The organism is Nonomuraea sp. NPDC052634, from assembly GCF_040678535.1.
GTDB lineage: Bacteria > Actinomycetota > Actinomycetes > Streptosporangiales > Streptosporangiaceae > Nonomuraea > Nonomuraea fastidiosa.
This window is the reverse complement of the sequence record NZ_JBFATY010000006.1, coordinates 1-22586: the sequence shown is the minus strand read 5'-3', so window position 1 is coordinate 22586 and position 22586 is coordinate 1. Positions and strand designations below refer to the sequence as shown.

Sequence of the window (22586 nt, the reverse complement as noted above, 5' to 3'; positions counted from 1 at the left end):
TGCGTCCTTCCTTCGTGCCTTCTCAGGTGCTCGGGTCATGGGATGACTAGGTTAGTTTCCAATGAATTGCGAAAAATCGCAATTTCGCTACTGCGACGCTCCGTCAGACGGCTCCGCGCCGGGCCGGTCGGTGGGGGTGCTTGGACGGCTTTCCTGGCGTGTCCCGGTTGGGATGCGGCGTCCGATGGTTACCGTGTTGCTACGGGTCATAACCCTGCGTAATCGGGGTCAGCTCCTCTGACAGACATACGAACGGCGACAAGGAGCTGTGTGCATGGACACGGTGACGGCGCGGACCGGCCACGTACGGGAGCTGGTCGACCGGCACTTGGAGCGCCTGCTCGAACGGCAGCTCGGCCGGCTCGCGTTCCTGGACGACGAGGACGCCGGGCTGGTGCGCGAGCACCTCGTAGCCTTCGTGCTCGGCGGCGGCAAGCGGCTGCGGCCGGAGTTCGTCTACTGGGGCTACCGCGCCGGGGGCGGCGAGCGGCCGGAGGAGGTCCTGCCTGCGGCGTGCGCGGTGGAGCTCGTGCACGCGGCGGCGCTGCTGCTCGACGACATCATGGACGAAGCGGGCGCGCGGCGCGGCCGGCCGCCCGCCCACGTCGCGCTCGCCGGCCTGCACCGCGCGAAGGGCCTGCGCGGCGACCCCGAACGCTTCGGCGAGTCGGTGGCGACGCTGCTCGCGCTGCTCGCCTTGACCTGGGCCGACGCGGCCATCCTGGAAACCGGCACCCACCTGCCCGCCGCACTCGACCACCTCACCCGGCTGCGCGTGGAGGCCATCGGCGGCCAATACCTCGACCTCACCCGCACCTTCACGGCCGGCGCTCCCGCCACCCGCCCCTCTGCCACCCTCCCGCCCGGCACCCGAGCCGACGAGGAGGCGGGCGAGCACGGAGGGGGAGACGCCGCCGCAGAGACCGGTGGGAAGGCTGCCGGGCAGGGGCGTGCCGGTGAGCGGGGCGCCGGGCAGGAGGACGATGGGACGGCGGAAGAGGAGCAGGGCCGTGCCGGTGGGCAGGGCGTCGGGCAGCAGGGCGGCGGGACGGCGGAAGAGGAGCAGGCCCGGCTGATCTCGCTGTACAAGTCCGGCAAGTACACCGTCGAGCGGCCGCTTCTCCTCGGGCACGCCGTCGCGGGCGGGTCCGCGCCGACGCGCCGCCTGCTCAGGGCGTACGCACTGCCGCTGGGCGAGGCGTTCCAGCTCAGGGACGACGTCAACGGCGTGTTCGGCGACCCCGCCGTGACCGGCAAGCCCGCAGGGGCCGACCTGCTCCAGGGCAAGGCCACGTACCTGCTCGCCGAGGCCCGGAGGCTGACCGGCGGCGCTCCCGCGCTCGACGCGATCACCGGCCCCGAAGGCGTGGCCGAAGCCCGCAGGCTGATCGTCGAGTGCGGCGCCCTGGACGCGGCGGAGCGCCGCATCGCCGACCTGGTCGCCGAGGCGATCGCGGCCCTCGACCACCCGCCCGGCCTCCCACCCGACGCCCGGCGCGCCCTGACCCACCTGGCCACCACGACCACCCAGCCGCCCGACGCGCCGGCACCCCAGGCCGGACCTGCCGCCGCCCCCGGCCGCGCCACCGGACGACCGGCCGCACCCACGCCGGGGCACGGGGGCGGGGACGCCACGAAGCCCTCCGCCGGAGCCGCCTCGGACACGGGCGCGGATGCGCCTTCCGGCCCGGCTGGGAGGGCGGAGCCAGGGGCGGGCACGGATGCGCCTTCCGGCCCGACTGCCGGGGCCGGTCCGGCCGACGCTAGGGCGGTGGCGCGTGCGGAAACCGCAGCTTCTTCATGGGCGGGCACGGAACCGGGTGCCGGCCTGGCTGCAGGAGCACCAGCGCGGGTCGGTGCCGGAGCAGGCTCCCGTCCGATCGCCGGAGGCGACCCAGAGGAGAGGGACGTGGTCGAATCCCGTACGGACCGCACGGGCCGCCCTGGGGCGTGGGCTGAAAGGCCGGGGCGATGAGCGAGGTGGTGGTCGTCGGGGCGGGGCTCGGCGGGCTGGCGGCGGCGGTGCACCTGGCGGCGGCCGGGCGGCAGGTCACGCTGGTCGAGGCCACCGCGGAGCCCGGAGGGTGCTGCGGCACCGCGAGGGTCGGACCGTACCGGTTCGATGTGGGGCCGTCGGTGCTGACCATGCCGGACGTGCTCGCCGAGGTGTTCGGAGCGGCCGGTGAGGAGCTGCGCCACTGGGTGCCGCTGCGCCGCCTCGACCCGTCGTACCGGATGGTGTTCGACGACGGGTCCAGACTGGACGTGCTGCCCGAGCGCGAGGCGATGACCGACCAGGTCCGTACGCTGTGCGGCCCCGCAGAGGCCGCCCGCTACGAGCGCTACCGCGCGCTGCTCGATGAGATGTTCCGGGTGGAGTGGCCGGCGTTCATCGACGCCGACATGACCCGGCTGCGCGCGCTCGCCAGGCCGGCCGCGCTGCTGCGCCTGGCCGCCTTGGGCGGTTTCCGCCGGTTGGACCGCCTGGCGGCCCGCCACCTCACCGACCCGAGGCTGATCAAGGCGCACACCTTCCAGGCCCTGTACGTGGGCCTGTCGCCGCAGCGCGCCCTCGGCATCTACGCCGTCATCGCCCACATGGACACGATCGGCGGCGTCTACTTCCCGGAGCACGGCGGCATGCACGCGATCCCGCTCGCGCTCGCCGCCCTGCTGGAGAAGCTGGGCGCGACCACCAGGTACGGCGTCCGCGCCCTGGAGGTCCTGACCGACGGCGACGGCGTCACCGGCGTGCTGCTCGACGACGGCGAACGGCTGCCCGCCCGCCACGTGGTGGTGGCCTGCGACCGGCTGGCGGCCCGCAGGATGCTGCCCGCCCTGGCCGGCGACTGGCGGCTGCGCCGCCCCCGGCACTCGCCGAGCTGCCTGGTGCTGCACGCGGGTCTCGACCGCGTCCCGGACGGTCAGGCGCACCACACGCTGCACTTCGGGCGCGCCTGGCGGCGGACGTTCAAGGCGCTGGAGCAGGGCCGGCCCCAGCCGGACCCGAGCCTGCTCGTCACCTGCCCGCGCCCCGACGGCGAGTCGGCACCGCCGGGCCAGGCCACGCTGAGCGTCCTCGAACCCGCCCCCAACCTGCGCCGCGCCGACTGGCGGCGGCTGCGCCCGCTGCTCGAGTCGCGGCTGCTCGACCGCCTGGCCGCGCTCGGCTACGGCGACCTCACGGACGCGCCCCGGCTGGTGCTCGACCCGCCCGCCTGGGCGGCCAGGGGGCACAGCGCGGGGACCCCGTTCGCGCTGGACCACCGCGTCACCCAGACGGCCTGGCTGCGTCCGTCGGCGGTCGCCCGCCGGGTGCCGGGGCTGCACTTCGCCGGCATGTACACCGCACCGGGAGTCGGGGTGCCGCCGGTGCTCATCTCCGGCCGGCTCGCCGCCGCGCGCATCCTGAAGGAGCACCGTTGACGCTCACCGCCAGCTACGAGCGCTGCCGGCGGTTGCACGCCCGCTACGGCCGCTCCTACTACCTGGCCACCCGGCTGCTGCCCCGCTGGAAAAGGCGGCACGTGCACGCCCTGTACGGGTTCGCCCGCTACGCCGACGAGATCGTGGACTCGTTCACGATGACCGGCGACCGCGAGCGCGCGCTGGACCGGCTGGCCGCCCGGGTCGAGGCCGGACTGGCCGGGGAGCGGATCGCCGGCGACCCGGTGCTGCCCGCGTTCCTGCACACCGTGCGCTCGTTCGGCATCGACCACGGCGACGTCGCCGCGTTCCTGGCCTCCATGCGCGCCGACCTGTCGGTCACCCGGTACGCCACCTACGACGACCTGCTCGGCTACATGGCGGGCTCGGCCGCCGCCATCGGCACCATGATGCTGCCGGTGCTGGAGCCCGAGCCGGGCCGCGCCGAGGCGGCACGCGAGCCCGCCAAGCAGCTCGGCCTGGCGTTCCAGCTCACGAACTTCCTGCGCGACGTCCGCGAGGACCACGCCCGCGGCCGGATCTACCTGCCGATGGCCGACCTGGACAAGTTCGGGGTGCGCCCGGACGAGCTGGGCGGCCGCCGCGCCGGGCCCGCCGTGCGGGAGCTGCTCGCGTACGAAGCGGAGCGGGCCCGCGAGCACTACCGGGCGGCCGCCTGCGGCATCGGCCTGCTCACGGCGTCGTCCCGGCCGTGCGTGCGCGCCGCCTTCGAGCTGTACGGCGGCATCCTCGACGAGATCGAACGGCGGTCGTACGAGGTGCTCGCCGGCCGGGTACGCGTGCCGCGCCACCGCAAGGCCGCCGTCTTCGCCCGCCACCTGCTGCACTCGGCCCAGGCGGGCAGGGCCGAACGCCGCGTCCACGTGGAGCTGCCATGATCACCGCCCCTGCGCTCGCCGCGCCGGCCGGAGAGCCGTCGTGACCGCGGTGACCTCGGGCGGCGTGCCCGCCGCGTCACCTGGAGAGCCGCCCGTGGTGCTGGATGCGATGGGCGGCGATCACGGGCCGGCGGCGACGGTCGCCGGGGCCGTGCTCGCCCGGCGCGGACACGGGGTGCCCGTCGTGCTGGTCGGCGCGCGGCCCGTTGTGGAGGCGGAGCTGCACAGACACGATGCGCTCGGCGAGCTGGCGGTCGTGCACGCCGACGAGGCGGTGCCGATGGCCGAGAGCGGGGCAGGGGCCGCCGCGCTCACCCGGTCCAGCCTCGCCGTGGGCTGCGCGCTGGTCGGCAGGGGAGAGGGCGGCGCGTTCGTGTCGGCGGGCTCGACCGGGGCGGCCGTCTCCTGCGCGGTACGCGGCATCGGCCGCGCCCCCGGCGTACTGCGCCCCGCGCTGGCCGTGGTGCTGCCCGCGCTGCGCGGCGGCGGGAGCGTGCTGGTGGACGCGGGCGCGACCGCGGACCCGAGCCCGGCGATGATGGCGCAGTTCGCCATGCTCGGCGCGGGATACGCGCGGGCGGTGCTGGGCCGTCCCGACCCGCTGGTGGGGCTGCTGTCGATCGGCGCGGAGCCGGGCAAGGGCAACCGGCTGAGCCGCCGGGCCGAGGAGCTGCTGGCCACGCTGCCGCTGCGCTTCCACGGCAACATCGAAGGCCACGACGTGCTGGCGGGCACGGTCGACGTGATCGTCACCGACGGGTTCACCGGCAACGTGCTGCTGAAGAACGTCGAAGGCTGCGTACGCACGACGCTGGCCATGGTCGCCGAGGCCGGGATCGCGTCCCCTGAACGGCTCGCCGAGGTGGCCCGCCGCTACGACCCCGAGACCCACGGCGGCGCGGCCCTGCTGGGGCTGCGCGGCACGGTCGTCATCGCGCACGGCTCATCGCCCGCCGCCACGATCGCCCGCGCCTGCGTCGTCGCCCGGGACCTGGCCAGGCACGGCCAGGTGACCGGCATCGAGACCACGACGGCGGAGCCGGTCACATGACGCCGGGCGCGGCGGCGGGGTCAGCGGAGCGGGTCGGCGCCGTCCCACGTGCCTTCGCTGGCGTACGGGACGAACCGGGCGAACAGCTCCTCGGCGTACCAGTCGTGCGCCCGTACCCGCTCGATGACCTGCCGGTGAGCGGCGCCCCGATAGGCGAAGGCGCGCACCGCCGCCGCGTCCCGCCACAGCGAGAACGTCGCCTGCCTGGCCACCGGCCACTCGCCCATGCCGATCGAGGCCAGGCAGCCGTCCTGCCGCCGCAGCAGCTCCTCGACCGAGGGCACCGACCGGTAGAACGCGACCAGCCGCCGAGGCCGGATCGACGCCCGGGTGAGCACGGCGACGGGCCCGCCGGTCCGCACGCGTCGAGCGTCGGGCCGGTCGCCGTGCTCACCAGCCTGATCGCGGCCCTGGCCGGACCGCTCGCCGTGCTCGCCGGGCCGGCCGCCGATCCGGTCGAGGGCGAACGGGTCGCGTCCCGACCAGGTGCCGCGCGAGGTCAGCGGAGCCAGCCGCACCTGCCAACGCTCGCGCGCCTCGGCCCGCCACCGCGCGGCGATCGGCGAGGTACGCAGGAACACCTCAAGATCGTCCTCACACCGCCAGACCGCGAACAGCGCCCACCGCCGCAGGTCGGCCCCGAGCGACATGGCCCGCCCGCGCCCCGTGCCGAGCAGCCGCCAGAACCGCAGCCCCGGGGTGCCGCGCAGCAGCGGCCGGTCGAAGGCCATGTGGCTCATCGCCCCCAGCCTGTCGTACCTGACGAGGTGGAACGACGCGATGGCTGAAGCAGGGATCGTGCTGGTCGCGCTCATCGCCGGTTACCTGCTCGGCTCGGTGCCGGTCGCGGTGCTGGTGGCGCGCAGGCACGGCGTCGATCCGCGCGAGGCGGGCGACCGCAACCCCGGGTACTGGAACGTCAAGGAACAGCTCGGCCTCAGGGCGGCGATCCCGGTGTTCGCGGGGGACACGGCGAAGGGCACGCTGGCCGCGCTGGTGGCGCTGGTGCTCAGCGGCGCGCACGTCACCGGGCTCGGCACGGTCACCGGGACCAGCGTGCTGCCGGTGTACGTGGCGACGGGCGCGGCGATGATCGGGCACGCGTGGCCGGTGTTCGCCGGGTTCCGCGGTGGGCGGTCGATTCTCACCTTCGCGGGTGGGGTGGCGGTCATCTGCCCGGCGGCCTTCCTGCTCGGATCGGTGGTGCTGGCGGTGACGGCGTGGGTGACGCGGTCGTTCGCGGTGGGGGCGCGGGTGGCGGTGTTCGGGGTGCCGGTGCTGCAGCTGCTGTTCGCGCCCGTGGAGCTGGTGGCCGCGACCGGCGCGCTCATGTGCCTCATCGGGCTGCGCTTCGCCCAGGCCGCGCTCGCCGGCCGCCGGCGGTGACCGCCGGGTACGTGCGGCCCCGCCACGTACGGACCGGGCGCAGCGTCGCCATCGTGAGCCGGAGCGCGGCGGCCGGGTCGAGCAGCGGCGACAGCAGCAGTCCCGGGCCGGGATCGCGGTAGCTGCCGCGCAACGCGTACGCCAGCGGCAGCCGCATCGCCAGCAGACCCGCGTCCAGGCCGGTGGGCCGCCCGGCGGCCACGCGCAGCGCGGGCAGCGCGCAGGTCAGCCAGATCACGGCCAGGTCGGCCGCCTGCCACCCGGGCCCGGTCACGTCGCGCAGCGGCAGCGAACGTCCCCACTCCCGCCACAGCTCGGCCACCGAGTCGTGCATGTCCACCTCGAGCAGCGAACCCGCGTCGAGGAACCCCACCGACCAGCCGCGCCCCGCCAGGCAGCGGGCCAGCGCCACATCGTCCGTCATGCGGTCGCGTACGAGCGCGAAGCCGTCCACGCGGGCGAGCTGCTCGCGGCGGAACGCCATGCACTGGCCATTGGCGACGACCCGGTGCGGAGGCGGCGGCGCCGGCGGGCCCGCCGGGCCGAACCGGTAGACCAGCGTCGCCAGCATCGCCGCGTGCAGCGCCTGTTCGAGCGGGCCGTCACAGGCGAACCTCGGAGCCGCGCTCACCAGGTCGTAGCGTTCGAGCGCGGCCGCCAGCGCGCCGAACAGCCCGGGCTCGGGCCGCGCGTCGGCGTCCAGCGTGACCACGACTTCGCCGGTTGCGGCGCCGACGCCCTGGCGCAGCGCCCACTGCTTGCCCACCCAGCCGTCCGGCAGCGGCGCGCCGCTGATCACCTTGGCGCCCAGCGCGGCGGCCACATTCGCCGTGCCGTCGCGCGAGCCGTCGTCCACGACGATCACCTCGGTGACGGCCGGGGCGGCGAGCGCGGCCCGCAGGCACGGCCCGATGCGCGCCGCCTCGTCCCGCGCGGGGACGACGACGGAGATCGTCGTACGGGCGGTCATGCGCGGCGCGAGCGCCGGCAACCGCCGCCGCCCCCGCGCCAGCCGCGCCGCCGCGACGACACCGGCGACGACCTGCGCCACGGCAAGCGCCCTCACCGCACGCCGCCCAAGGAGAGCACCGAGGCAAGCGCGGGTGCGGCGGCGAGCGTTCTCACCGGGCGCCGCCGCGGCCATCGCCCACGTGCGGGAAGTCACGCGCCACCAGCCCCGCCACGATCTTCGCGCCCATCGTCACCATCGGCAGCCCGCCGCCCGGATGCACGGAACCGCCGACCAGGTACAGCCCCCGCCTGGGCCCCCGGTTGCCGGGGCGGAGGAAGGGCGAGAACCGGCCCCGATGGGCGCTGCCGTAGATCGCGCCGCCCCAGGCGCCGTAGCGGTCGCGCAGGTCAGCGGGGGTGAACACGTCGGCGAAGCGCAGCCGCCCCGACAGGTCGTGTCCGCGCTCGGCCAGCCGTTCCAGCACCAGATCCCGGTACGCCTCCACCCGCATCGGCCACCGCGCCGGATCCCGGGCGGGCACGTTGACGAGCAGCGTCCAGTTCTCCGCCCCCTGCGGCGCCTGCGAGTCGTCGTCCACCGCCGAGCAGCCGGCGTAGATGGTCGGGTCGCAAGGCGGCACCCGGCGGCGGAAGATGTCGTCGAACTCCCGCTCATAGGAGGCGGAGAACAGCACCGAGTGGTGCGGCAGCCCCGGCGTCCGTCCCGCCACGCCGGCCAGCACCAGCAGCGCCGACGACGAGGGGCCGAGCCTGGCGATCCCGCGCAGCCGCCGCCGGTCCGGCAGCAGCTCGCCGTACAGGGCGGCGGCGTCGGTATTGGCGACCACGACGTCCGTGCGCACCCGCCGCCCGCTCGCCAGCCGCACCCCGGTGACACGGGAGCGGTCCGCCTCGACGGCGGCGACCGGCTCCGACAGGAACACCTGCGCGCCCGCCGCCTTGAGCATCAGCGCCAGGTCGTCGGCCAGCCGGGCGAGGCCGCCCGGCGCGTACCAGACGCCCTGCCCGTGCTCCAGCGCGGGCACGCAGCCGAGCGCGGCGGGCGCGTTGTACGGGCTCGACCCGGCGTAGGTGGCGTAGCGGCCGACGTACTGGCGCAGGCGCGGGTCGCGGAAGAAGCGGCGGGCGAGCCCGTCCAGCGTGCGGCCCGGCGCCACCGCCAGCAGATCGGACGGCCGCGCCCCGTCCGGCGGCCGGATCAGCGGCCCGGCGAACGCGGTGCGGCCGGCCGCCCGCAGGCAGCCCCTGGCCCACTCGTGGAAGGCCCGCCAGGCGCGTCCCTCGCCGGGCGCCAGCCGTTCGACGGCGGCGGCCATCAGCTCCGGGTCCCGCCGGGCGTCGAGCACGCTGCCGTCGGCGAAGCGGTACCGGCACAGCGGATCCGGCTCGATCAGCTCGCGGCGCAGGCCCAGGTCACGAAAGAGGCCCGGCATGGTGAGCAGCGAGGGGCCGAGCGAGAACGTGAAGCCGTCCCTGCGGTGCTCGGCCAGCTTGCCGCCGAGCCGTTCGCGCTGCTCGTACAGGCGGACCTCGTGGCCCTGCCTGGCCAGCAGCAGCGCGCACACCATGCCGCCCACGCCGCCGCCGATCACCGTCACCTCTGCCACGACCGCCTCCACGCCGCAGCGGCGAATCCACCCATCGCGAGCCCGCCGGCCGCCGCCACCAGCGGGTCCGCGGGGACGAACACCGCCGCGAACGCGACCGTCTCCATCACCGCCATGACCGTGTAGAGCACGAGCAGCCCGCTCGCCGGGGCGGGCTCACGGGCGAAGCGCTCGCCGGCGGGGGCGGCCTTGCGGGCGAGGCGCTCGCCGGCCGGCGCGGGGCCACGGGCGACGCGCCCGATGACGAGCATGACCAGTGCCGACACCACCAGCCACCCGGCGAAGTTGCTCAGCGGAATGCCCCGGTAGAAGCCGTCCTCCGCCCACGCCCACAGCCCGAGCCCGACCATCTGCGGGTCGAGGAACAGATCCCACGCCGTCAGCGCACCCGCGCCGGCGCATATGCGCCCCCAGCCGGTCGCCAGCGCCGCGCCCACCGCGTACGCCGCCAGCCCCATACCGCCCCAGGCCAGCGTCACCACCACGGGCACGCCGCCCACCTGCGGCCACAGCACATCGGTGTAGGAGTAGGAGCCGAACGGGAACCCGGTCAGCACGCCGGCCAGCTCGGCCGCGTACCCGGTCAGCACCGCCGCGCAGAACGCGCCGGCCGCCCTGCGCGGCCCCCAGGCGTCCGCGGCGAAGGCGACCGCGCTCGCCGCGAGCAGCGCCACGATCGCGGTGACGTACCGGTCGGGCCGCGCGTCCAGCCCCGATGCCACCTGCAGCGCCGTCATGGCGAGCAGCGACAGCACGCCGAGCGCGCGGGCCGGCCCGATGGCCGCGCCTGCCGTCCGTTCGCCCGGCGTCCGCTTCACACTCCGTCTTCTCTGTTCGTGGGCGCTCATGAGTCCGGGGATGGTCGTGCCCGGCCGCCCGCCAAGAGATCGTCTGGAACGAGGCAAAGATCGCCTTTTTCGCTGGTGAGCGGGGTTCATTACCGAACACGGAGGTTCATCGGGGCGCGGCCAGAGGTTGCGCCGGGAAGCCCTCGGGTAGCCGGGCAAGTCACGTTTGCTCACTCGAACCAGCGCGAAGGAGCGCACGCACATGACCTTCAACCCACTCCAGGAGCGGGGCATCCCGCTGGACAAGCAACTGCGCAACTGGCGGGAGCTGAACGTCACGCCGATCGATCCCGACCACGCCGATCCGTACACGCGGTGTCGCATCATCACGATGAACGGCATTGAGGTCGAGGCCATCATGTTCAGCCACCACATGGCCCGGCACTGCCCCGACCTCGAGATCAAGCAGCAGCTCGCCAGGGTCCGCTACATCGAGGCGCAGCAGCAGAAGGCGGTCAACTGGCTGCTGCCCGGCCTCGCCTCGGTGCTGGAGACGACGATCGCGTACGAGCAGGTCGCGGTGGACCTCACCGCCTGGGTCGCCCGCATGGAGCCGGACCCGTACCTGCAGCAGGCGTACCAGTTCGGCGTGCTGGAGGACTTCGACCACCTCTACCGGTACGCGAACCTGTACGAGATGATCGAGCACCGCAAGGCGGAGAAGATCGTCGACCAGCTCACCGAGGTCATGCCGGGCCGCCCGACGTTCATGCACCACCGCAACCCGATCGACAACGTGCGCGAGCCGTACGACCGGTCGAGCGCAGCCCCGATCTCCAAGCTGCACGCGCTGACCATCATGGCGGCCGAGCAGCAGACCATGAACTTCTACATGAACGTCGGCCCCACCTACATGGAGCCGATCGCCCGCCAGCTCTACCAGGAGATCGGCCTCATCGAGGAAGAGCACGTCACCCACTACGAGTCGCTCGTCGACCCCGGCGAGAGCTGGTGGGAGATGCTGCTCAACCACGAGTACAACGAGTGCTACCTGTACCACTCGTTCATGGAGACCGAGACCGACCCCAAGGTGAAGAACGTCTGGGAGCTCCACCTGAACATGGAGCTCGAGCACCTCCGCCTGGCCGCCGAGCTGTTCAAGCGCTTCGACGGCCGCGAGCCCGAGCAGGTGCTCGCGCCCGCGCTGCCCGCGCCGGTCACCTTCGAGCCGAACAAGGGCTACCTGCGCGAGCTGCTGGCCACCCAGATCGACTACACGACGCTGGGCACCGGCTACGTCCAGGACGCCCACGAGCGCTTCGAGAAGATGCAGGAAGCCCTCATGGGCGGCGAGAAGGCGCCGTCCGAGCGCGTCATCGACGACAACCGCGCCACCTCGGGCCACGAGTACCGGCTGCAGACCGAGGGCGAGCACCCGGTCCACAGCCTCGCCGCCAACCGCTGACCATCGGCCCCGGGCCCGCACCACGGCGGTGCCTGGGGCCGTTCAGGCGTCAGGCGCCGCTCGCGTGCGGGTCCGTGCTGTTCAGTATCGCCACGACCTCGTCGTACTCGCCGCGGACTTCGCTGTAGCGGAGGAACTTCACCCGTTCGACCTGGATCTCCTTGGCGTCCGGCCGGCTCTCCAGCAGCTCCATGGTCTCCGCGATGTACTCCTCCAGCGGCATCGCGTGCTCGTTCGTCTCCTGCCCGGGCAGCAGCGTGGTGCGTACGGACGGCGGCACGAGCTCCATCACCCGCACGCTCGTGCCGTCGAGCTGGAGCCGCAGCGTCTCGCTGAGCATGTGGATCGCCGCCTTGGAGGCGTTGTAGCTGGGCGTGATCTTCAGCGGGGTGAACGCCAGGCCCGACGAGACGGTGACGATGGTGGCGTCCGGCCGCGTCTGCAGGTGCTCGATGAACGCGGCGATGAGCCGGATCGGCCCGAGCAGGTTGGTCGTCACGACCTCCTCGGCGGCGGCGAGGAACGACTCGGGCTTGCGCCAGTCCTCGACCCGCATGATGCCGGCCATCGCGATGAGCACGTTCAGCTCGGGATGCCGGGCGATGACCTGCCCGGCGGCGGCCTGGATGCTCGCCGGGTCGGTCGTGTCGATGGTGACGGTGTCGATGCCGGGGTTCTCGGCGGCGATCCGCTCAAGCAGCTCGGTACGCCGGCCGCCCACGATCACGGTGTTGCCCTTGTCGCGCAGGGCCAGGGCGAGCGCGAGCCCGATGCCGCTCGTGCCGCCGGGGATGAAGATGGTGTTCCCTGAGATCTGCATGCTTCGAGCGTGGCCGAGCGGCGCGCGCGGGTGCAGAGACCGTTCATCGGGGGATCGGCGATCCCTGGTTGGCGTATCGCCCGTACACATAATGGGCTGTATGGATCGCGCAGCTCTGGCGGACTTCCTGCGTCGCCGCCGTGAAGCACTGCAGCCCGAGGACGTGGGGCTCCCGTCGGGCGCCCGCCGCCGGGCTCCTGGGCTGCGGCGCGAGGAGGTGGCCTCGCTCGCGGTGATGTCGACCGACTACTACACCCGGCTCGAGCAGCAGCGCGGCCCGCAGCCGAGCGTGCAGATGCTCGCCTCGCTGGCTCGGGCGCTGCGGCTGACGGACGACGAGCGCCGCTACCTGTTCCAGATCTCCGGCCACAACGCCCCCGCGACGCTGTCGGCCGTGACGCACGTCGCCCCCGCGCTGCTGCGGATGATGGACCGCCTGTGCGACACGCCGGCGCTCATCCTGTCGGACCTGGGGGAGACGCTGGTGCAGAACCGGCCGGCCGAGGCGCTGTTCGGCGACGCCTCCGGCTACACAGGGCTGGCCCGCTACGAGATCTACCGCTGGTTCACCGATCCGGCCACGCGTCGGCGCTACCCGGAGTACGACCACGCCCGGCAGAGCCGTTCCCTGGTCGCCAACCTGCGCGCCGTCCACGGCGCACGCGGCCCCGACTCGCAGGCGGGCGAGCTGGTCAGGGCGCTGCAGAAGGAGAGCGCCGAGTTCGCCGAGCTGTGGGAGCGGCACGAGGTGGCCAAGCGGTTCGAGGACCACAAGGTGCTCATCCATCCCGAGCTCGGCGAGATCGAGGTGGACTGCCAGGTGCTGTTCACCGAGGACCAGGCCCAGGCGCTGCTGGTGCTCACCGCGCCGCCGCGCAGCGAGGGCGACGAGAAGCTGCGGCTGCTCAACGTGGTCGGGCAGCAGCGGTTCACCAGGGCCTGAGCGCCGCTCACGCGGGGATCTTCTCCCGCTCCAGCAGGCCGAAGCCGAGCTGGCAGTACAGTTCGAGCTGGTCGTAGTACTCGCGGTGCGAGCAGATCTTGCCGTCCTCGACGAACGCGGTGCAGCTCGCCCGCACCGTGATCCGGCGGCGCGTCGGCGCGATCTCCCGCCCGTTGGGCAGCAGCAGGACCCCGGTGTTCGTGCCGGTGTAGGTCCACTCGGTGATGGCCGGGTTGTCGCAGTCGCCCAGCTCGAACCAGGCCGTCGCGTGCCAGTCGGGAAAACCGCGGAACGTCTGCTGATACATCCACTCGATCTGGTCGAGTCCCTCCGCCACGCCGCACGGCGTGACGTAGACGGCGTCCTTGCTGTAGCAGTCGAGAACGAGCGGCAGGTCGTGGGCGTTGACCGCCTCGTTCAACCGGTGCTTGAGATCCCAGAACATGGACACGGCTTACCCCCGAGCCTTGTCACCGGGCGCGCCACCGGCGGTGGTGCGCCCCCTCCAGTGTCGGCGCGATCTGCGGCACGGCGCTCCCAAGCACCCGCCAAAATCGCCATCCGTGGCGGCCGTGCGCTCAGCGCCCGGTAAACGCGGGGTCCGCCGCGCCGTCTCGGGCTGGTCCGGCGCTTTCTGGGTAGGCGTACCGCCTCGAACCGAGGGAGAGGAGCGGTGCCGTGCATGCCTATCAGGAGCCGATCGACCAGGTGCGGTCCGGGATGAAGGTCGTGGACAGCGACGGCAAAGAGCTGGGAACGGTGGAGTTCGTCAAGCTGGGCGACCCGCAGGCCGCCACCACGGAGGGGCAGGAGTCCGGCCCGCGTCCGGGCGTCGTGCCGATCCTTGCCGATGTCTTCACCGATCCTGAGCCCGACCTGCCGCCCGCGCTCGCGGCCAGGCTCGTGCGTACGGGCTTCGTCAAGGTGGACGCCAAGGGCTGGTTCTCCCGAGACCTGTACGTGACCCCCGACCAGGTCGCCAGGGTCGAAGGGAACGTCGTGCACCTCAGCGCCGACCGGGGCGCGCTGGCGATGGTGAGCTGACCGTCTCAGATCGGGCGGGCGTTTCCCGCCCGATCTGGCGGGCAACCGCCTACCATGATGCGAGCTCTCATGAAGGGCGCCGTCTGCGGCGCCGTCGCCACCGCCGCGATGAGCGGGGTCATGCTGGCCGGCAGCAGGATGGGCCTCATGCCCGACCAGCCGCCCAAACGCATCGCCCGCGCGATGCTGCCCGGCCACAAGCACCGGCCCAAGTCGGGTGAGGGGGTCGCGGGCGCCATGGCGCACTTCGGCTTCGGTGTCGGCGCGGGCTCGCTGTACGGGCTGCTGGCCCGCGGCGACCGTACGCCCTCCATCGCCGGCGTCGGCTACGCTCTGGCCATCTGGGCCGCCAGCTACCAGGGCTGGGTGCCCGGCCTCAGGATCCTGCCCGCCGCCACCCGCGACCTGCCCGGCCGCCCCGCCGTCATGATCGCCGGGCACATCGTGTACGGCATGATCCTCACCAAGGCCATGAACCGGCTCAACGCTCGTACAGCGCGGAAAGCGGACAGGAAGCGGGCACGGGGGGAGGGCGGCGAGCACCGCGAACCGGCGTACCGCCCTGAGCCCGGCACGACGGAGTACCACCGCCGCCACGCCCACGCCCGCATCTGACGGGCCTTTCCCGCGAACCGGCCCGCACCGCATAGAGCGGTCAGGAGTCCGGGGGCTCGGTGAGGAGGTCCTGGTCGAGCACTGTGTCGAGCTGCAGCTCCCGGTACCCGGCCGTGTCGAACAGCACCGTCAGCCGGTCCTCACCGCGCGAGATGACCTCGCCCGGCCCCCAGGCGCGGTGCTCGACGCGAGCGCGCGCGGGGAACGGCCCGCTCTCCACCTCCCGGCCTGCCCGGCCGGCGGTGCCGGCCCGGCAGGTGTCGCAGTTGCCGCACGCCTCCGCGACCTGCTCGCCGAAGTAACCGAGCAGGAACCGCCGCCGGCAGTCGCCGGTCTCGGCGTAGCGGCGCATCATCTCCAGCCGGGTACGCTCCACGTCCCGGCGCCGCTCGGCCAGCTCCCTGGACAGCCCGGCGGCCTCCTCGGGAGCGGGCGCATCGGGCACCGGCTCGACCCGGCGGGTGCCGACCCGTACCGCGCCGACCCGTTCCAGCAGGTCGAGCAGCGTCGTCAGGCGGCGCGCCGACACCTCGGCGCGCTCGCACAGCGTACGCCGGTCACAGGAGCCGCGCTCCGCGACGGCCCGCGCCACCCGGATCAGCGCGTCCGCGTCCGGCACGGTCCCGGTGAAGTAGCGCTGCAGCCCCAGATCCTCCTGCCGGTAGAACAGCGTCGCCGCGGCCGGCTCGCCGTCCCGACCCGCGCGGCCGATCTCCTGGTAGTAGGCGTCCGGCGAGCCGGGCACCTCGGCGTGGACGACGAACCGCACGTCCGGCTTGTCGATCCCCATGCCGAACGCGCTGGTGGCCACCACCACGTCCACGTCCCCCGACATGAACCCGCCGTGCACCTCATCGCGCTCGGAGCGCCGCAGCCCGGCATGGTAGGCCGCCGCCCGCACCCCCGCCTCGGCGAGCAGCTCGCTCAGGCGGGTGGTCTGCTTGCGTACGGCCGTGTAGACGATGCCCGGCCCCGGCCGCCCGGCGACGGTGGCGACGATCTCGGACGCGGGATCGTCCAGCATCCTGCGGACGGCGAGCGAGATGTTCGGCCGGTCGAACCCCTGCACGATCTCCACCGGGTCGCGCAGGCCGAGCCGTTCGGCGATCTCCGCCCGCACGGGCGGTGCGGCGGTGGCGGTCAGCGCGGCGATCGCCGGGCGGCCCAGCGCCTCGGCGACCTGGCCGAGCCGCAGGTAGTCGGGGCGGAAGTCGTGCCCCCACGAGGAGATCAGGTGGGCCTCGTCCACGACCAGCAGCGACGGGCCCGCCGCCGCCAGGTCGCGCACGACGTCCGGCTTGGCGAGCTGTTCGGGCGCGCAGAACAGGAACTCCGTACGCCCGGCGCGCAGCGACTCGAACGCGCTGCGCCGCCGCCCCGCCGAGGTGCCCGCATCGAGGCTTACCGCCTTCTCGTCCTTTGCGCGCAGCGCCTCGACCTGGTCGCGCTGCAGCGCGATGAGCGGCGAGACCACGACCGTGGGTCCCGGCAGCAGCAGCGCGGGCACCTGGTAGATCGCGGACTTGCCGGCACCGGTCGGCATCACGGCCAGCACGTCCCGGCCCCGCGCCAGGGCGGTCATCGCGCCGAGCTGGCCCGGCCGCAGATCGGCCAGGCCGAGCGCCTGCCGGGCCACCCGCTCGCACGCCGCGCCCACGTCCTCCATCGGGCCTCCCGTCCGTTCGCCGGGCCGCGCGCCGGGCAGCCGGCTCGTTCTGCGGTGGCGACCGCTCAGTGCCTGGCGCCCGTCCGGCCCCTGGTCAGCAGCACGCCGAGCGCGACCATGCCGACGCCCAGGATCAGGTGCAGCCAGTTGTCGGCGGTGTTGAGCGGAACGAAGTTGGCCGGGCTGTCCTGCGCGACGAGCAGGCCGTACAGCCACAGCAGCAGGTAGATGATGCCGCCGACGACCAGGAAGTTCCGCGCGCCGCTCCACGTCTTCGCCAGCAGCACGCCGGCGATGCCGAAGATCAGGTGCACGATGTTGTGCAGGATCGAGACCTGGAAGAGGCCGAGCAGCAGGGCGTCGGAGTGGTGCCCGGCGAACTGCAGCTGGTCGAAGTTGGTGGTCACGCCCGGAACGAAGCCGAGCACGCCGACGAGCAGGAACACCACGCCGGTGATCAGGGCCGCGAGCTGCACGGGAGTGCGGCTCGCCGTGGTGCGGTGAGTGATCATGGGGGGCCTCCTTGGTAGTTGGACCCCCCTCCTACCCACAGGGACGATCGCATGCGTCGGGGTTCAGCCGATGATCACCCGCTCCTCGGGCAGCTCGTAGCGGCGGCGACGCTGCTTCAGCGCAAGGGCCGAGCCCAGCGTGAGCGGTCCGATGCGGCCGACGAACATCAGCAGGCTCATCAGGACGTGCCCCGCCACCGGGATCTCGTTCGTGATGCCGGTCGACAGGCCGTTGGTGGAGAACGCCGAGATCGCCTCGAACAGCACCCGGTCGAGGTCGTGCACGCTGATGGTGAGCAGCAGCCAGGTCGCGAACGCGACCAGGATGACGCCGAGCAGCGTGATGGACACCGCCTGCCGCTGCGTGGAGGAGGGCAGCCGCCGGTGGCCGATGTTCACGTGGTTCTCGCCGCGCAGCTCGGCCCAGATGATGAACAGCAGGAAACCGAACGTGGTGACCTTGATGCCGCCCGCCGTGCTCGCGCTGCCGCCTCCGATGAACATCAGGATCTCGGTGATCAGCCACGACGACGGATACATCTGGCTGATGTCGAGCGTGTTGAAGCCGCCAGAACGCGGCATCACGGCGGCGAAGAACGCCGCGAGCAGCTTCCCCGAGTCGTCGAGCGGGCCCATCGTCGCCGGGTTGCGCCACTCGGTCATCAGGAACGCCAGCGTGCCCCCGGTGATGAGCAGCGCGCTCACCCCGAGCGTGACCCGCGTCAGCATCGACCAGCGGCTCGGCCGCCGCCACGTGCGCAGCAGCTCGAAGACGACCGGATAACCCAGGCCGCCGACGAGCACCGCGCCCGCGATGGTCAGGGAAATCCACGGATCGGTGACGAAGCGCATCAGGTTGTCCGGCCAGAGGGCGAAACCGGCGTTGTTGAAGGCCGACACCCCGTGGAAGACGCCGAGGTAGACCGCCCTGCCGAGCGGCTCGCCGTACCCGGTGGCGAACCGTACGGTGAGGAGCGTGGCGACCACGACCTCGCACACCACCGTGAACGTCACCACCTTGCGCAGCACATGACGCAGGTCGGCCCCCACCACCGCCTTCGTCTCCAGCTGCGCCGACAGCCGCGCCCGCAACCCGATGCGGCCCGACAGGATCACCATGACCAGCGTGGCGAGCGTCATGATGCCCAGCCCGCCCACCTGGAACAGAACGGTGATCACCACTTCGCCGAACACCGACCAGTGCGTCCCGGTGTCCACCACCGTCAGGCCCGTCAGGCACACGGCCGAGGTGGCGGTGAAGAACGCGGTGAGCCAGCTCGTCTCGCCCGACGCCGTCGCCGGCGGCGTGCCGAGCAGCAGCGTGCCGATCAGCACCGCCGAGCCGAACCCGGCCGCGATCACCACCGCCGGATGCCGCCCGCGCCCCGGCACCGCGGGTCGCCGCCCGTTCATGTGGCCACCTCCCGGCGCGAGCCACGGCCGGGCCTGTTGCGGTCGTCGTCCATGGGGGCGCCTCCGTCGGGCTCGCACGTGCCGGAGACCTCCCCGCCGACCAGGCGTTCCGGCACTTCAACGCCCTACGCTAGCGCAGCCGGCCCGGCGTACGGCGGCGTGCCCGCCGGCCGGGCGTGACGTCGCCGCAGGACCCTTCCGTGCATTCGACGGCCACCACCCGGATTTCGCCTTATCAAGTACGCCACCGACCACCCGAACCCGACCTTTGCCGATACATATACGGTGGGCTTGCCGCTGACCCGCATGGATGAATACCTTGACCGGGAAAATCCGTACGTCGGATCAGAAAGTGATCGCCATGCCCAACGGCAGCACCACGGGGGCCGTCGGCTTCGCGCCGGAAGAGATCGACCCCACCCTCCCGACCCGATCCGCCCGCCTGAAGTGGGTGATCGTCGTCAACGACTCCCTGCCCGCCGGCCGGGCCGTCAACGCCGCCGTGTGCGTCGCCGCCGCTACTTCCCGCGCGGTCACCGGCCTCCTGGGCGATGATGCGGTGGACGCCGGCGGCATCCCACACCCCGGCCTCCCCTGGGCCGGCTGCTCGGTTCTGGCCGCCGACACCGCCACCCTGCGCACGATCAGAACCAAGGCCGCCGCCTCCGACACCTGCTACGTCGCCGACATGCCCGCCGCCGCCCAGCACACCCGCGTCTACGCCGACTACCTCGCCACGGTGAAGGAAACGCAGGCGGAGGACATCGAGTACTACGCCGTCAGCCTCGTCGGCCCCCGCAACCGTATCGACAAGATCGTCGGCCGCCTCCCCCTGCTGGCCTGAGCCGTACGTTTTCGGGCGAGGCGTGCCGTTCACGTCTCGTCTTGAACCGCTGGCGAAAGGCGTATGCAGCAGTACGCGGAGTGGCGGTGCGCGATGGGTTCATACGCGATGGTGCGATAGCGAGCGGCGCCGCGGAGGACGTCATTCCCCGGTGACACAGAGGTCGATCGCTCCGGATGCGTCATGGCCAGTGCCATTCGCGCACCCCGCCCCAGACATGTCCCGATTCCGGTGACCATGCTTTCGAGCGGTGCCCCGGCTCGGGCGTGAATGCCCCCGCGTCCGGCCCGTTCGTATGACCGCGGACAGGACCGTTTCTCTTCCGCCAACCGGTCAATTCGCGCAGCCGCAAGATCCTGCGCATCATTCTCGAACCCCGTGACCGGCGCGCCAACCGCCGCCGAGTAGGCGACGCGGAGTGCCCACCGCCGAGCGTTGCGGCACGCAACGTCGTCACACGTGCGATCAGCGACCGAAGAACATTCACGCTGCGGTCGCTCGCTACGGGAAACCGCCTACATCTCCCTCGGCACCGTCACCCTGACCGCGCCGGTCATCTGGCTCCCGGCACGATCTGAGAAACAACTGCCGATGGCCCCTTGCGTCTGCTTCGGCATGGCCGATCCTCACGGAAGCCAGCTTTCCCGTTACTAAAAACAATCTTTACTGAAATCTGGCCCACGTGTCATGATCACTCGGTTCTGTCAATCTGGCGAAAGGATCCGGTGACCACAGTGCGAAGAGCGTCTGGCTTATCCGGCTGGACTAGTCGCCGCGTTGCCCTGATCGCAGTCATGGCACTGCCGCTCTCGATGATGAGCGTTCCTGCCATGGCTCAAGGCCCCACGCCATCCCCCACCCGTAACTCGACGGCCGAGCTCTCGCCGCCGAGCACTCCGACCGGGGAAGCGCTTGCGCAAGCGAAGAAGACCAACCGGCGCGTCGAAATCGAATCGCTGCGCTCCGAAAGCGCCACCTTTTATGCAAATCCGGACGGCAAGACGGTCCGGATGGAGATGTACGCCCGGCCGATCCGCGTCAAGAACATCGACGGCACCGGCTTCACGCCGATCGATACCACCCTCGTCGAGAGGGACGGTGCCATCAAGCCCAAGGCTGCGCATGGTGGTCTGGTTCTGTCCGCCGGTCGGGATAAGACCCTGCTCAGGACTCAAGCAGCGGACGCTGCAGCGCAGATCGGGACGCCGCTGGAGCTCCCCAAGCCGAGGCTTAAGGAAAACACGGCCACATATCCCGATGTTTACGGCAAGGGCCGCGATCTGGTCGTGATCGCCGACGCGACCGGTTTCCGGCAGCAAGTCACCATCGCCGAACGCCCTGTCGGCCCTGTGTCCTTCCGGGTTCCGGTGGATCTGCCGGATGGTCTGTCGTTCAAGAAGAACGTCTCGGGACGCCCTGTCATCGTGGATGAGGACGGCAAGGTACTGACCGAAGTCCGGCCAACGCTCCTGCAGGATGCGAAGGCCGCCGACGCCGATGGCCCGATCGACGCAGGGAAGATCGGCACGGCCACCGTGTCGCTCGCCGAGGACGGCCACAGTCTGGTGTTCACTCCGGATGCGACATTCTTGGCTGACCCGGCGGTCACGTACCCCGTGACGATGGCAGCCGTCGCGGACGACTGGTGGGAAACGGATACCAGCGAATGGCACCTGGGTGGTCAGGACACTTTCGTCAATGACAAGGACTACCAGGACAGCTGGAACAACTTCACCCTCGATAGGATCCTTGTCGGCAAGTCCAACAGCGGCACGGTGCGCTGGCGGAGTTATCTACGCTTCCCCGACGTGCCGGCCGTGTTCGCCGGCAGCAAGGTCGAAAACGCCGATCTGATTCTATGGAACTACCTGTCGAACGACTGTGGAAGCCGAGTAGGTTCCGGTGTCACCGCACGGCGAATCACTTCTGACTGGGATGAGGCGACGCTGACATGGAGCAGCCAGCCGTCCGTCACCAATGAGGGTGCAGACAACGAACCCGGCGCCTACAGCACCGACTGCACCGGATCGATGAACTATGCATGGGATTTGATCCACTCGGTCGATGACATCGTGCAGGCGTGGGTGGACGGCAAGCCCAACTACGGCATTCAGTTGGCGGCCGGCAGTGAATCGGACCTCACCAACTGGCGGCGGTATCGCACCGACGAGGCCGGTGGTTGCACCACGGCTCCGCGCGAGCAGTGCAAGGGCAGGCTGCATCCACCCATCCTCACTGTGGACTTCGAGCTCCCCGAGCCGCCCTTGACGCGCACCACCGTGTACGACGGCATGCCCGAGTTTCCCGAGGATGGCGTCACCTCCGAACTGCTGGAGGAGTACCGAGGCGACGAGATCACCGATGAGAGGGTCCCGCCCGCTAGGGTTTCGCGTGAACAGGCCCTGATTGAGGCCCGCAGCATGGAGGACGTCACCGAGTCCGATCCGGAGACGATGCCGCCCCCACCGGAGGGGCTCACGGACGAACAGATCGCAAACGACCTGAATCCTGATCGCGCGCCCGTGGAGATTCCCACGGAGGAGACCGTGCAGGGGCATTGGGATTTCGACGAGGGTATGGGCACCGTTGCCGCTGATTCCTCCGGGCAAGGGCACAACGCAACGCTGGGAAGTACTGCCGTGTGGACGGAGGGTAAGAACGGCACAGCTCTGTCCAACAGCCCGGCCCCGCGGATGGCCGGCACCTCACGTGCGCAGGCGCGGGCCGTTGCGTCACTGACTGCACTGAGGTTAGGCAAGCCGGTAGAGGTGGTGAGCGAAACCTCCGCAACCAGCATCACCATGGCTCAGCCGGATGGTAAGGCCTTCAAGACGGAGATCGCCGCTCGGCCGGTGCGGACCCGTCAAGGCGACGAGTGGGTGCCGATCGATACGACGCTGACGGAGCAGAGTGGCACACTCAGGCCCAAGACCCTGGCCGCTGATACCAAGCTGGAAATTTCAACCGGCGGGATGCGTCCGTTCGTGAGGATGTCCGCGAAGGAAAAGCAGTACTCCCTGCGCTGGCCAAGGCCGCTGCCTAATACTCCAGCCGCACTTCGAGATCTCGATCTGGTCGAGGCTGAGACGTGAGACGGCCACCGCAGTGATCATGTGGGTGTGTGGAATCCAGATG

The 22586-nt window shown here is 71.9% G+C and carries 20 protein-coding genes; 11 read left to right on the top strand and 9 right to left on the bottom strand.

Translation table 11 applies throughout. From position 1 onward, the window contains the following. The first annotated feature begins 274 nt into the window (after positions 1–274). Genes AB0K67_RS25375 through AB0K67_RS25360 form a run of 4 tightly spaced genes read left to right on the top strand, consistent with a single transcriptional unit; the run spans position 275 to position 5376 of the window. Entirely contained in the window at positions 275–1975 is a 1701-nt protein-coding gene (locus tag AB0K67_RS25375; protein ID WP_364064825.1) for a polyprenyl synthetase family protein, read from the top strand. Next, positions 1972–3426: a phytoene desaturase family protein gene (crtI, locus tag AB0K67_RS25370; RefSeq protein ID WP_364064823.1), complete on the top strand. Its 1455-nt coding sequence runs from the start codon at positions 1972–1974 to the stop codon at positions 3424–3426. The genes AB0K67_RS25375 and crtI (AB0K67_RS25370) overlap by 4 nt, the downstream gene beginning before the upstream one ends. Beyond that, positions 3423–4325 carry a phytoene/squalene synthase family protein gene (locus AB0K67_RS25365; protein WP_364064820.1) on the top strand — a complete coding sequence of 301 codons (903 nt, stop codon included), beginning with the start codon at positions 3423–3425 and terminating at the stop codon, positions 4323–4325. Before crtI (AB0K67_RS25370) ends, AB0K67_RS25365 begins: the two co-directional genes overlap by 4 nt. A 40-nt stretch (positions 4326–4365) precedes the next feature. Further along, positions 4366–5376: a phosphate acyltransferase PlsX gene (locus tag AB0K67_RS25360; protein ID WP_364064818.1), complete on the top strand. Its 1011-nt coding sequence runs from the start codon at positions 4366–4368 to the stop codon at positions 5374–5376. 20 nt (positions 5377–5396) lie between these two features. Here the strand turns inward: AB0K67_RS25360 and AB0K67_RS25355 are convergent, their stop codons facing one another. Then, positions 5397–6116, bottom strand: coding sequence for a spheroidene monooxygenase (locus AB0K67_RS25355; RefSeq protein WP_364064815.1), 720 nt, complete (start codon positions 6114–6116; stop codon positions 5397–5399). Positions 6117–6156: 40 nt separating this feature from the next. Between AB0K67_RS25355 and AB0K67_RS25350 the strand changes: the two genes are divergently transcribed. After that, positions 6157–6762: a glycerol-3-phosphate acyltransferase gene (locus AB0K67_RS25350; protein ID WP_364064813.1), complete on the top strand. Its 606-nt coding sequence runs from the start codon at positions 6157–6159 to the stop codon at positions 6760–6762. Here AB0K67_RS25350 and AB0K67_RS25345 read toward each other — a convergent pair. The 3 genes from AB0K67_RS25345 to AB0K67_RS25335 form a co-directional block, all read right to left on the bottom strand. Next, the gene (locus AB0K67_RS25345) at positions 6713–7813 is read right to left on the bottom strand and encodes a glycosyltransferase family 2 protein (RefSeq protein ID WP_364064811.1); all 1101 of its coding nucleotides are present in this window, start codon (positions 7811–7813) and stop codon (positions 6713–6715) included. The two genes, AB0K67_RS25350 and AB0K67_RS25345, sit on opposite strands and share 50 nt — an antisense overlap. Positions 7814–7883: 70 nt before the next feature. Beyond that, entirely contained in the window at positions 7884–9341 is a 1458-nt protein-coding gene (crtI, locus tag AB0K67_RS25340) for a phytoene desaturase family protein (protein WP_364064808.1), read from the bottom strand. Continuing rightward, entirely contained in the window at positions 9329–10159 is an 831-nt protein-coding gene (locus tag AB0K67_RS25335) for a carotenoid biosynthesis protein (RefSeq protein WP_364064806.1), read from the bottom strand. Before AB0K67_RS25335 ends, crtI (AB0K67_RS25340) begins: the two co-directional genes overlap by 13 nt. 232 nt (positions 10160–10391) lie before the next feature. Between AB0K67_RS25335 and AB0K67_RS25330 the strand changes: the two genes are divergently transcribed. Next, the gene (locus AB0K67_RS25330; protein WP_364064804.1) at positions 10392–11594 is read left to right on the top strand and encodes a hypothetical protein; all 1203 of its coding nucleotides are present in this window, start codon (positions 10392–10394) and stop codon (positions 11592–11594) included. Between the two features lie 49 nt (positions 11595–11643). Here AB0K67_RS25330 and AB0K67_RS25325 read toward each other — a convergent pair whose 3' ends face one another. Continuing rightward, complete coding sequence (locus tag AB0K67_RS25325; RefSeq protein WP_364064801.1) at positions 11644–12414, bottom strand: SDR family NAD(P)-dependent oxidoreductase; 771 nt, start codon at positions 12412–12414, stop codon at positions 11644–11646. A 100-nt stretch (positions 12415–12514) separates the two neighbouring features. Between AB0K67_RS25325 and AB0K67_RS25320 the strand changes: the two genes are divergently transcribed. Beyond that, positions 12515–13357 (top strand): helix-turn-helix transcriptional regulator, encoded by an 843-nt coding sequence (locus tag AB0K67_RS25320; protein ID WP_364064799.1) that lies wholly within the window; start codon positions 12515–12517, stop codon positions 13355–13357. A gap of 7 nt (positions 13358–13364) precedes the next feature. On the opposite strand, the gene AB0K67_RS25315 is transcribed toward AB0K67_RS25320, so the two are convergent. Beyond that, positions 13365–13802, bottom strand: coding sequence for an ester cyclase (locus tag AB0K67_RS25315; RefSeq protein WP_364064797.1), 438 nt, complete (start codon positions 13800–13802; stop codon positions 13365–13367). A 233-nt stretch (positions 13803–14035) separates the two neighbouring features. Here AB0K67_RS25315 and AB0K67_RS25310 point away from each other — a divergent pair, with 233 nt between their 5' ends. Then, complete coding sequence (locus AB0K67_RS25310; RefSeq protein WP_364064794.1) at positions 14036–14401, top strand: hypothetical protein; 366 nt, start codon at positions 14036–14038, stop codon at positions 14399–14401. Between the two features lie 69 nt (positions 14402–14470). After that, a complete protein-coding gene (locus AB0K67_RS25305; protein ID WP_364064792.1) occupies positions 14471–15016 on the top strand; it encodes a DUF6789 family protein in 546 nt (181 codons plus the stop codon). 40 nt (positions 15017–15056) lie between these two features. On the opposite strand, the gene AB0K67_RS25300 is transcribed toward AB0K67_RS25305, so the two are convergent. The 3 genes from AB0K67_RS25300 to AB0K67_RS25290 form a co-directional block, all read right to left on the bottom strand. Next, a complete protein-coding gene (locus AB0K67_RS25300) occupies positions 15057–16682 on the bottom strand; it encodes a RecQ family ATP-dependent DNA helicase (protein ID WP_364064790.1) in 1626 nt (541 codons plus the stop codon). A 65-nt stretch (positions 16683–16747) separates the two neighbouring features. Continuing rightward, entirely contained in the window at positions 16748–17194 is a 447-nt protein-coding gene (locus tag AB0K67_RS25295; RefSeq protein WP_364064787.1) for a DUF4383 domain-containing protein, read from the bottom strand. Positions 17195–17257: 63 nt separating this feature from the next. After that, positions 17258–18607 carry a potassium transporter TrkG gene (locus AB0K67_RS25290; RefSeq protein WP_364064785.1) on the bottom strand — a complete coding sequence of 450 codons (1350 nt, stop codon included), beginning with the start codon at positions 18605–18607 and terminating at the stop codon, positions 17258–17260. A gap of 361 nt (positions 18608–18968) precedes the next feature. Between AB0K67_RS25290 and AB0K67_RS25285 the strand changes: the two genes are divergently transcribed. Together AB0K67_RS25285 and AB0K67_RS25280 are read left to right on the top strand one after the other, a co-directional pair. After that, positions 18969–19451 (top strand): DUF2000 domain-containing protein, encoded by a 483-nt coding sequence (locus AB0K67_RS25285; protein WP_364064782.1) that lies wholly within the window; start codon positions 18969–18971, stop codon positions 19449–19451. A gap of 794 nt (positions 19452–20245) precedes the next feature. After that, a complete protein-coding gene (locus tag AB0K67_RS25280; RefSeq protein ID WP_364064778.1) occupies positions 20246–22543 on the top strand; it encodes a DNRLRE domain-containing protein in 2298 nt (765 codons plus the stop codon). Positions 22544–22586: the final 43 nt, after the last annotated feature.

Bases quoted from the DNA above. Each gene is read 5' to 3' on its own strand.
- AB0K67_RS25375 (WP_364064825.1), top strand. From the start codon at position 275: ATGGACACGGTGACGGCGCGGACCGGCCACGTACGGGAGCTGGTCGAC.
- crtI (WP_364064823.1), top strand. From the start codon at position 1,972: ATGAGCGAGGTGGTGGTCGTCGGGGCGGGGCTCGGCGGGCTGGCGGCG.
- AB0K67_RS25355 (WP_364064815.1), bottom strand. From the start codon at position 6,116: ATGAGCCACATGGCCTTCGACCGGCCGCTGCTGCGCGGCACCCCGGGG.
- AB0K67_RS25350 (WP_364064813.1), top strand. From the start codon at position 6,157: ATGGCTGAAGCAGGGATCGTGCTGGTCGCGCTCATCGCCGGTTACCTG.
- AB0K67_RS25330 (WP_364064804.1), top strand. From the start codon at position 10,392: ATGACCTTCAACCCACTCCAGGAGCGGGGCATCCCGCTGGACAAGCAA.
- AB0K67_RS25325 (WP_364064801.1), bottom strand. From the start codon at position 12,414: ATGCAGATCTCAGGGAACACCATCTTCATCCCCGGCGGCACGAGCGGC.
- AB0K67_RS25320 (WP_364064799.1), top strand. From the start codon at position 12,515: ATGGATCGCGCAGCTCTGGCGGACTTCCTGCGTCGCCGCCGTGAAGCA.
- AB0K67_RS25315 (WP_364064797.1), bottom strand. From the start codon at position 13,802: ATGTTCTGGGATCTCAAGCACCGGTTGAACGAGGCGGTCAACGCCCAC.
- AB0K67_RS25305 (WP_364064792.1), top strand. From the start codon at position 14,471: ATGAAGGGCGCCGTCTGCGGCGCCGTCGCCACCGCCGCGATGAGCGGG.
- AB0K67_RS25300 (WP_364064790.1), bottom strand. From the start codon at position 16,682: ATGGAGGACGTGGGCGCGGCGTGCGAGCGGGTGGCCCGGCAGGCGCTC.
- AB0K67_RS25295 (WP_364064787.1), bottom strand. From the start codon at position 17,194: ATGATCACTCACCGCACCACGGCGAGCCGCACTCCCGTGCAGCTCGCG.
- AB0K67_RS25290 (WP_364064785.1), bottom strand. From the start codon at position 18,607: ATGAACGGGCGGCGACCCGCGGTGCCGGGGCGCGGGCGGCATCCGGCG.
- AB0K67_RS25285 (WP_364064782.1), top strand. From the start codon at position 18,969: ATGCCCAACGGCAGCACCACGGGGGCCGTCGGCTTCGCGCCGGAAGAG.
- AB0K67_RS25280 (WP_364064778.1), top strand. From the start codon at position 20,246: ATGGCACTGCCGCTCTCGATGATGAGCGTTCCTGCCATGGCTCAAGGC.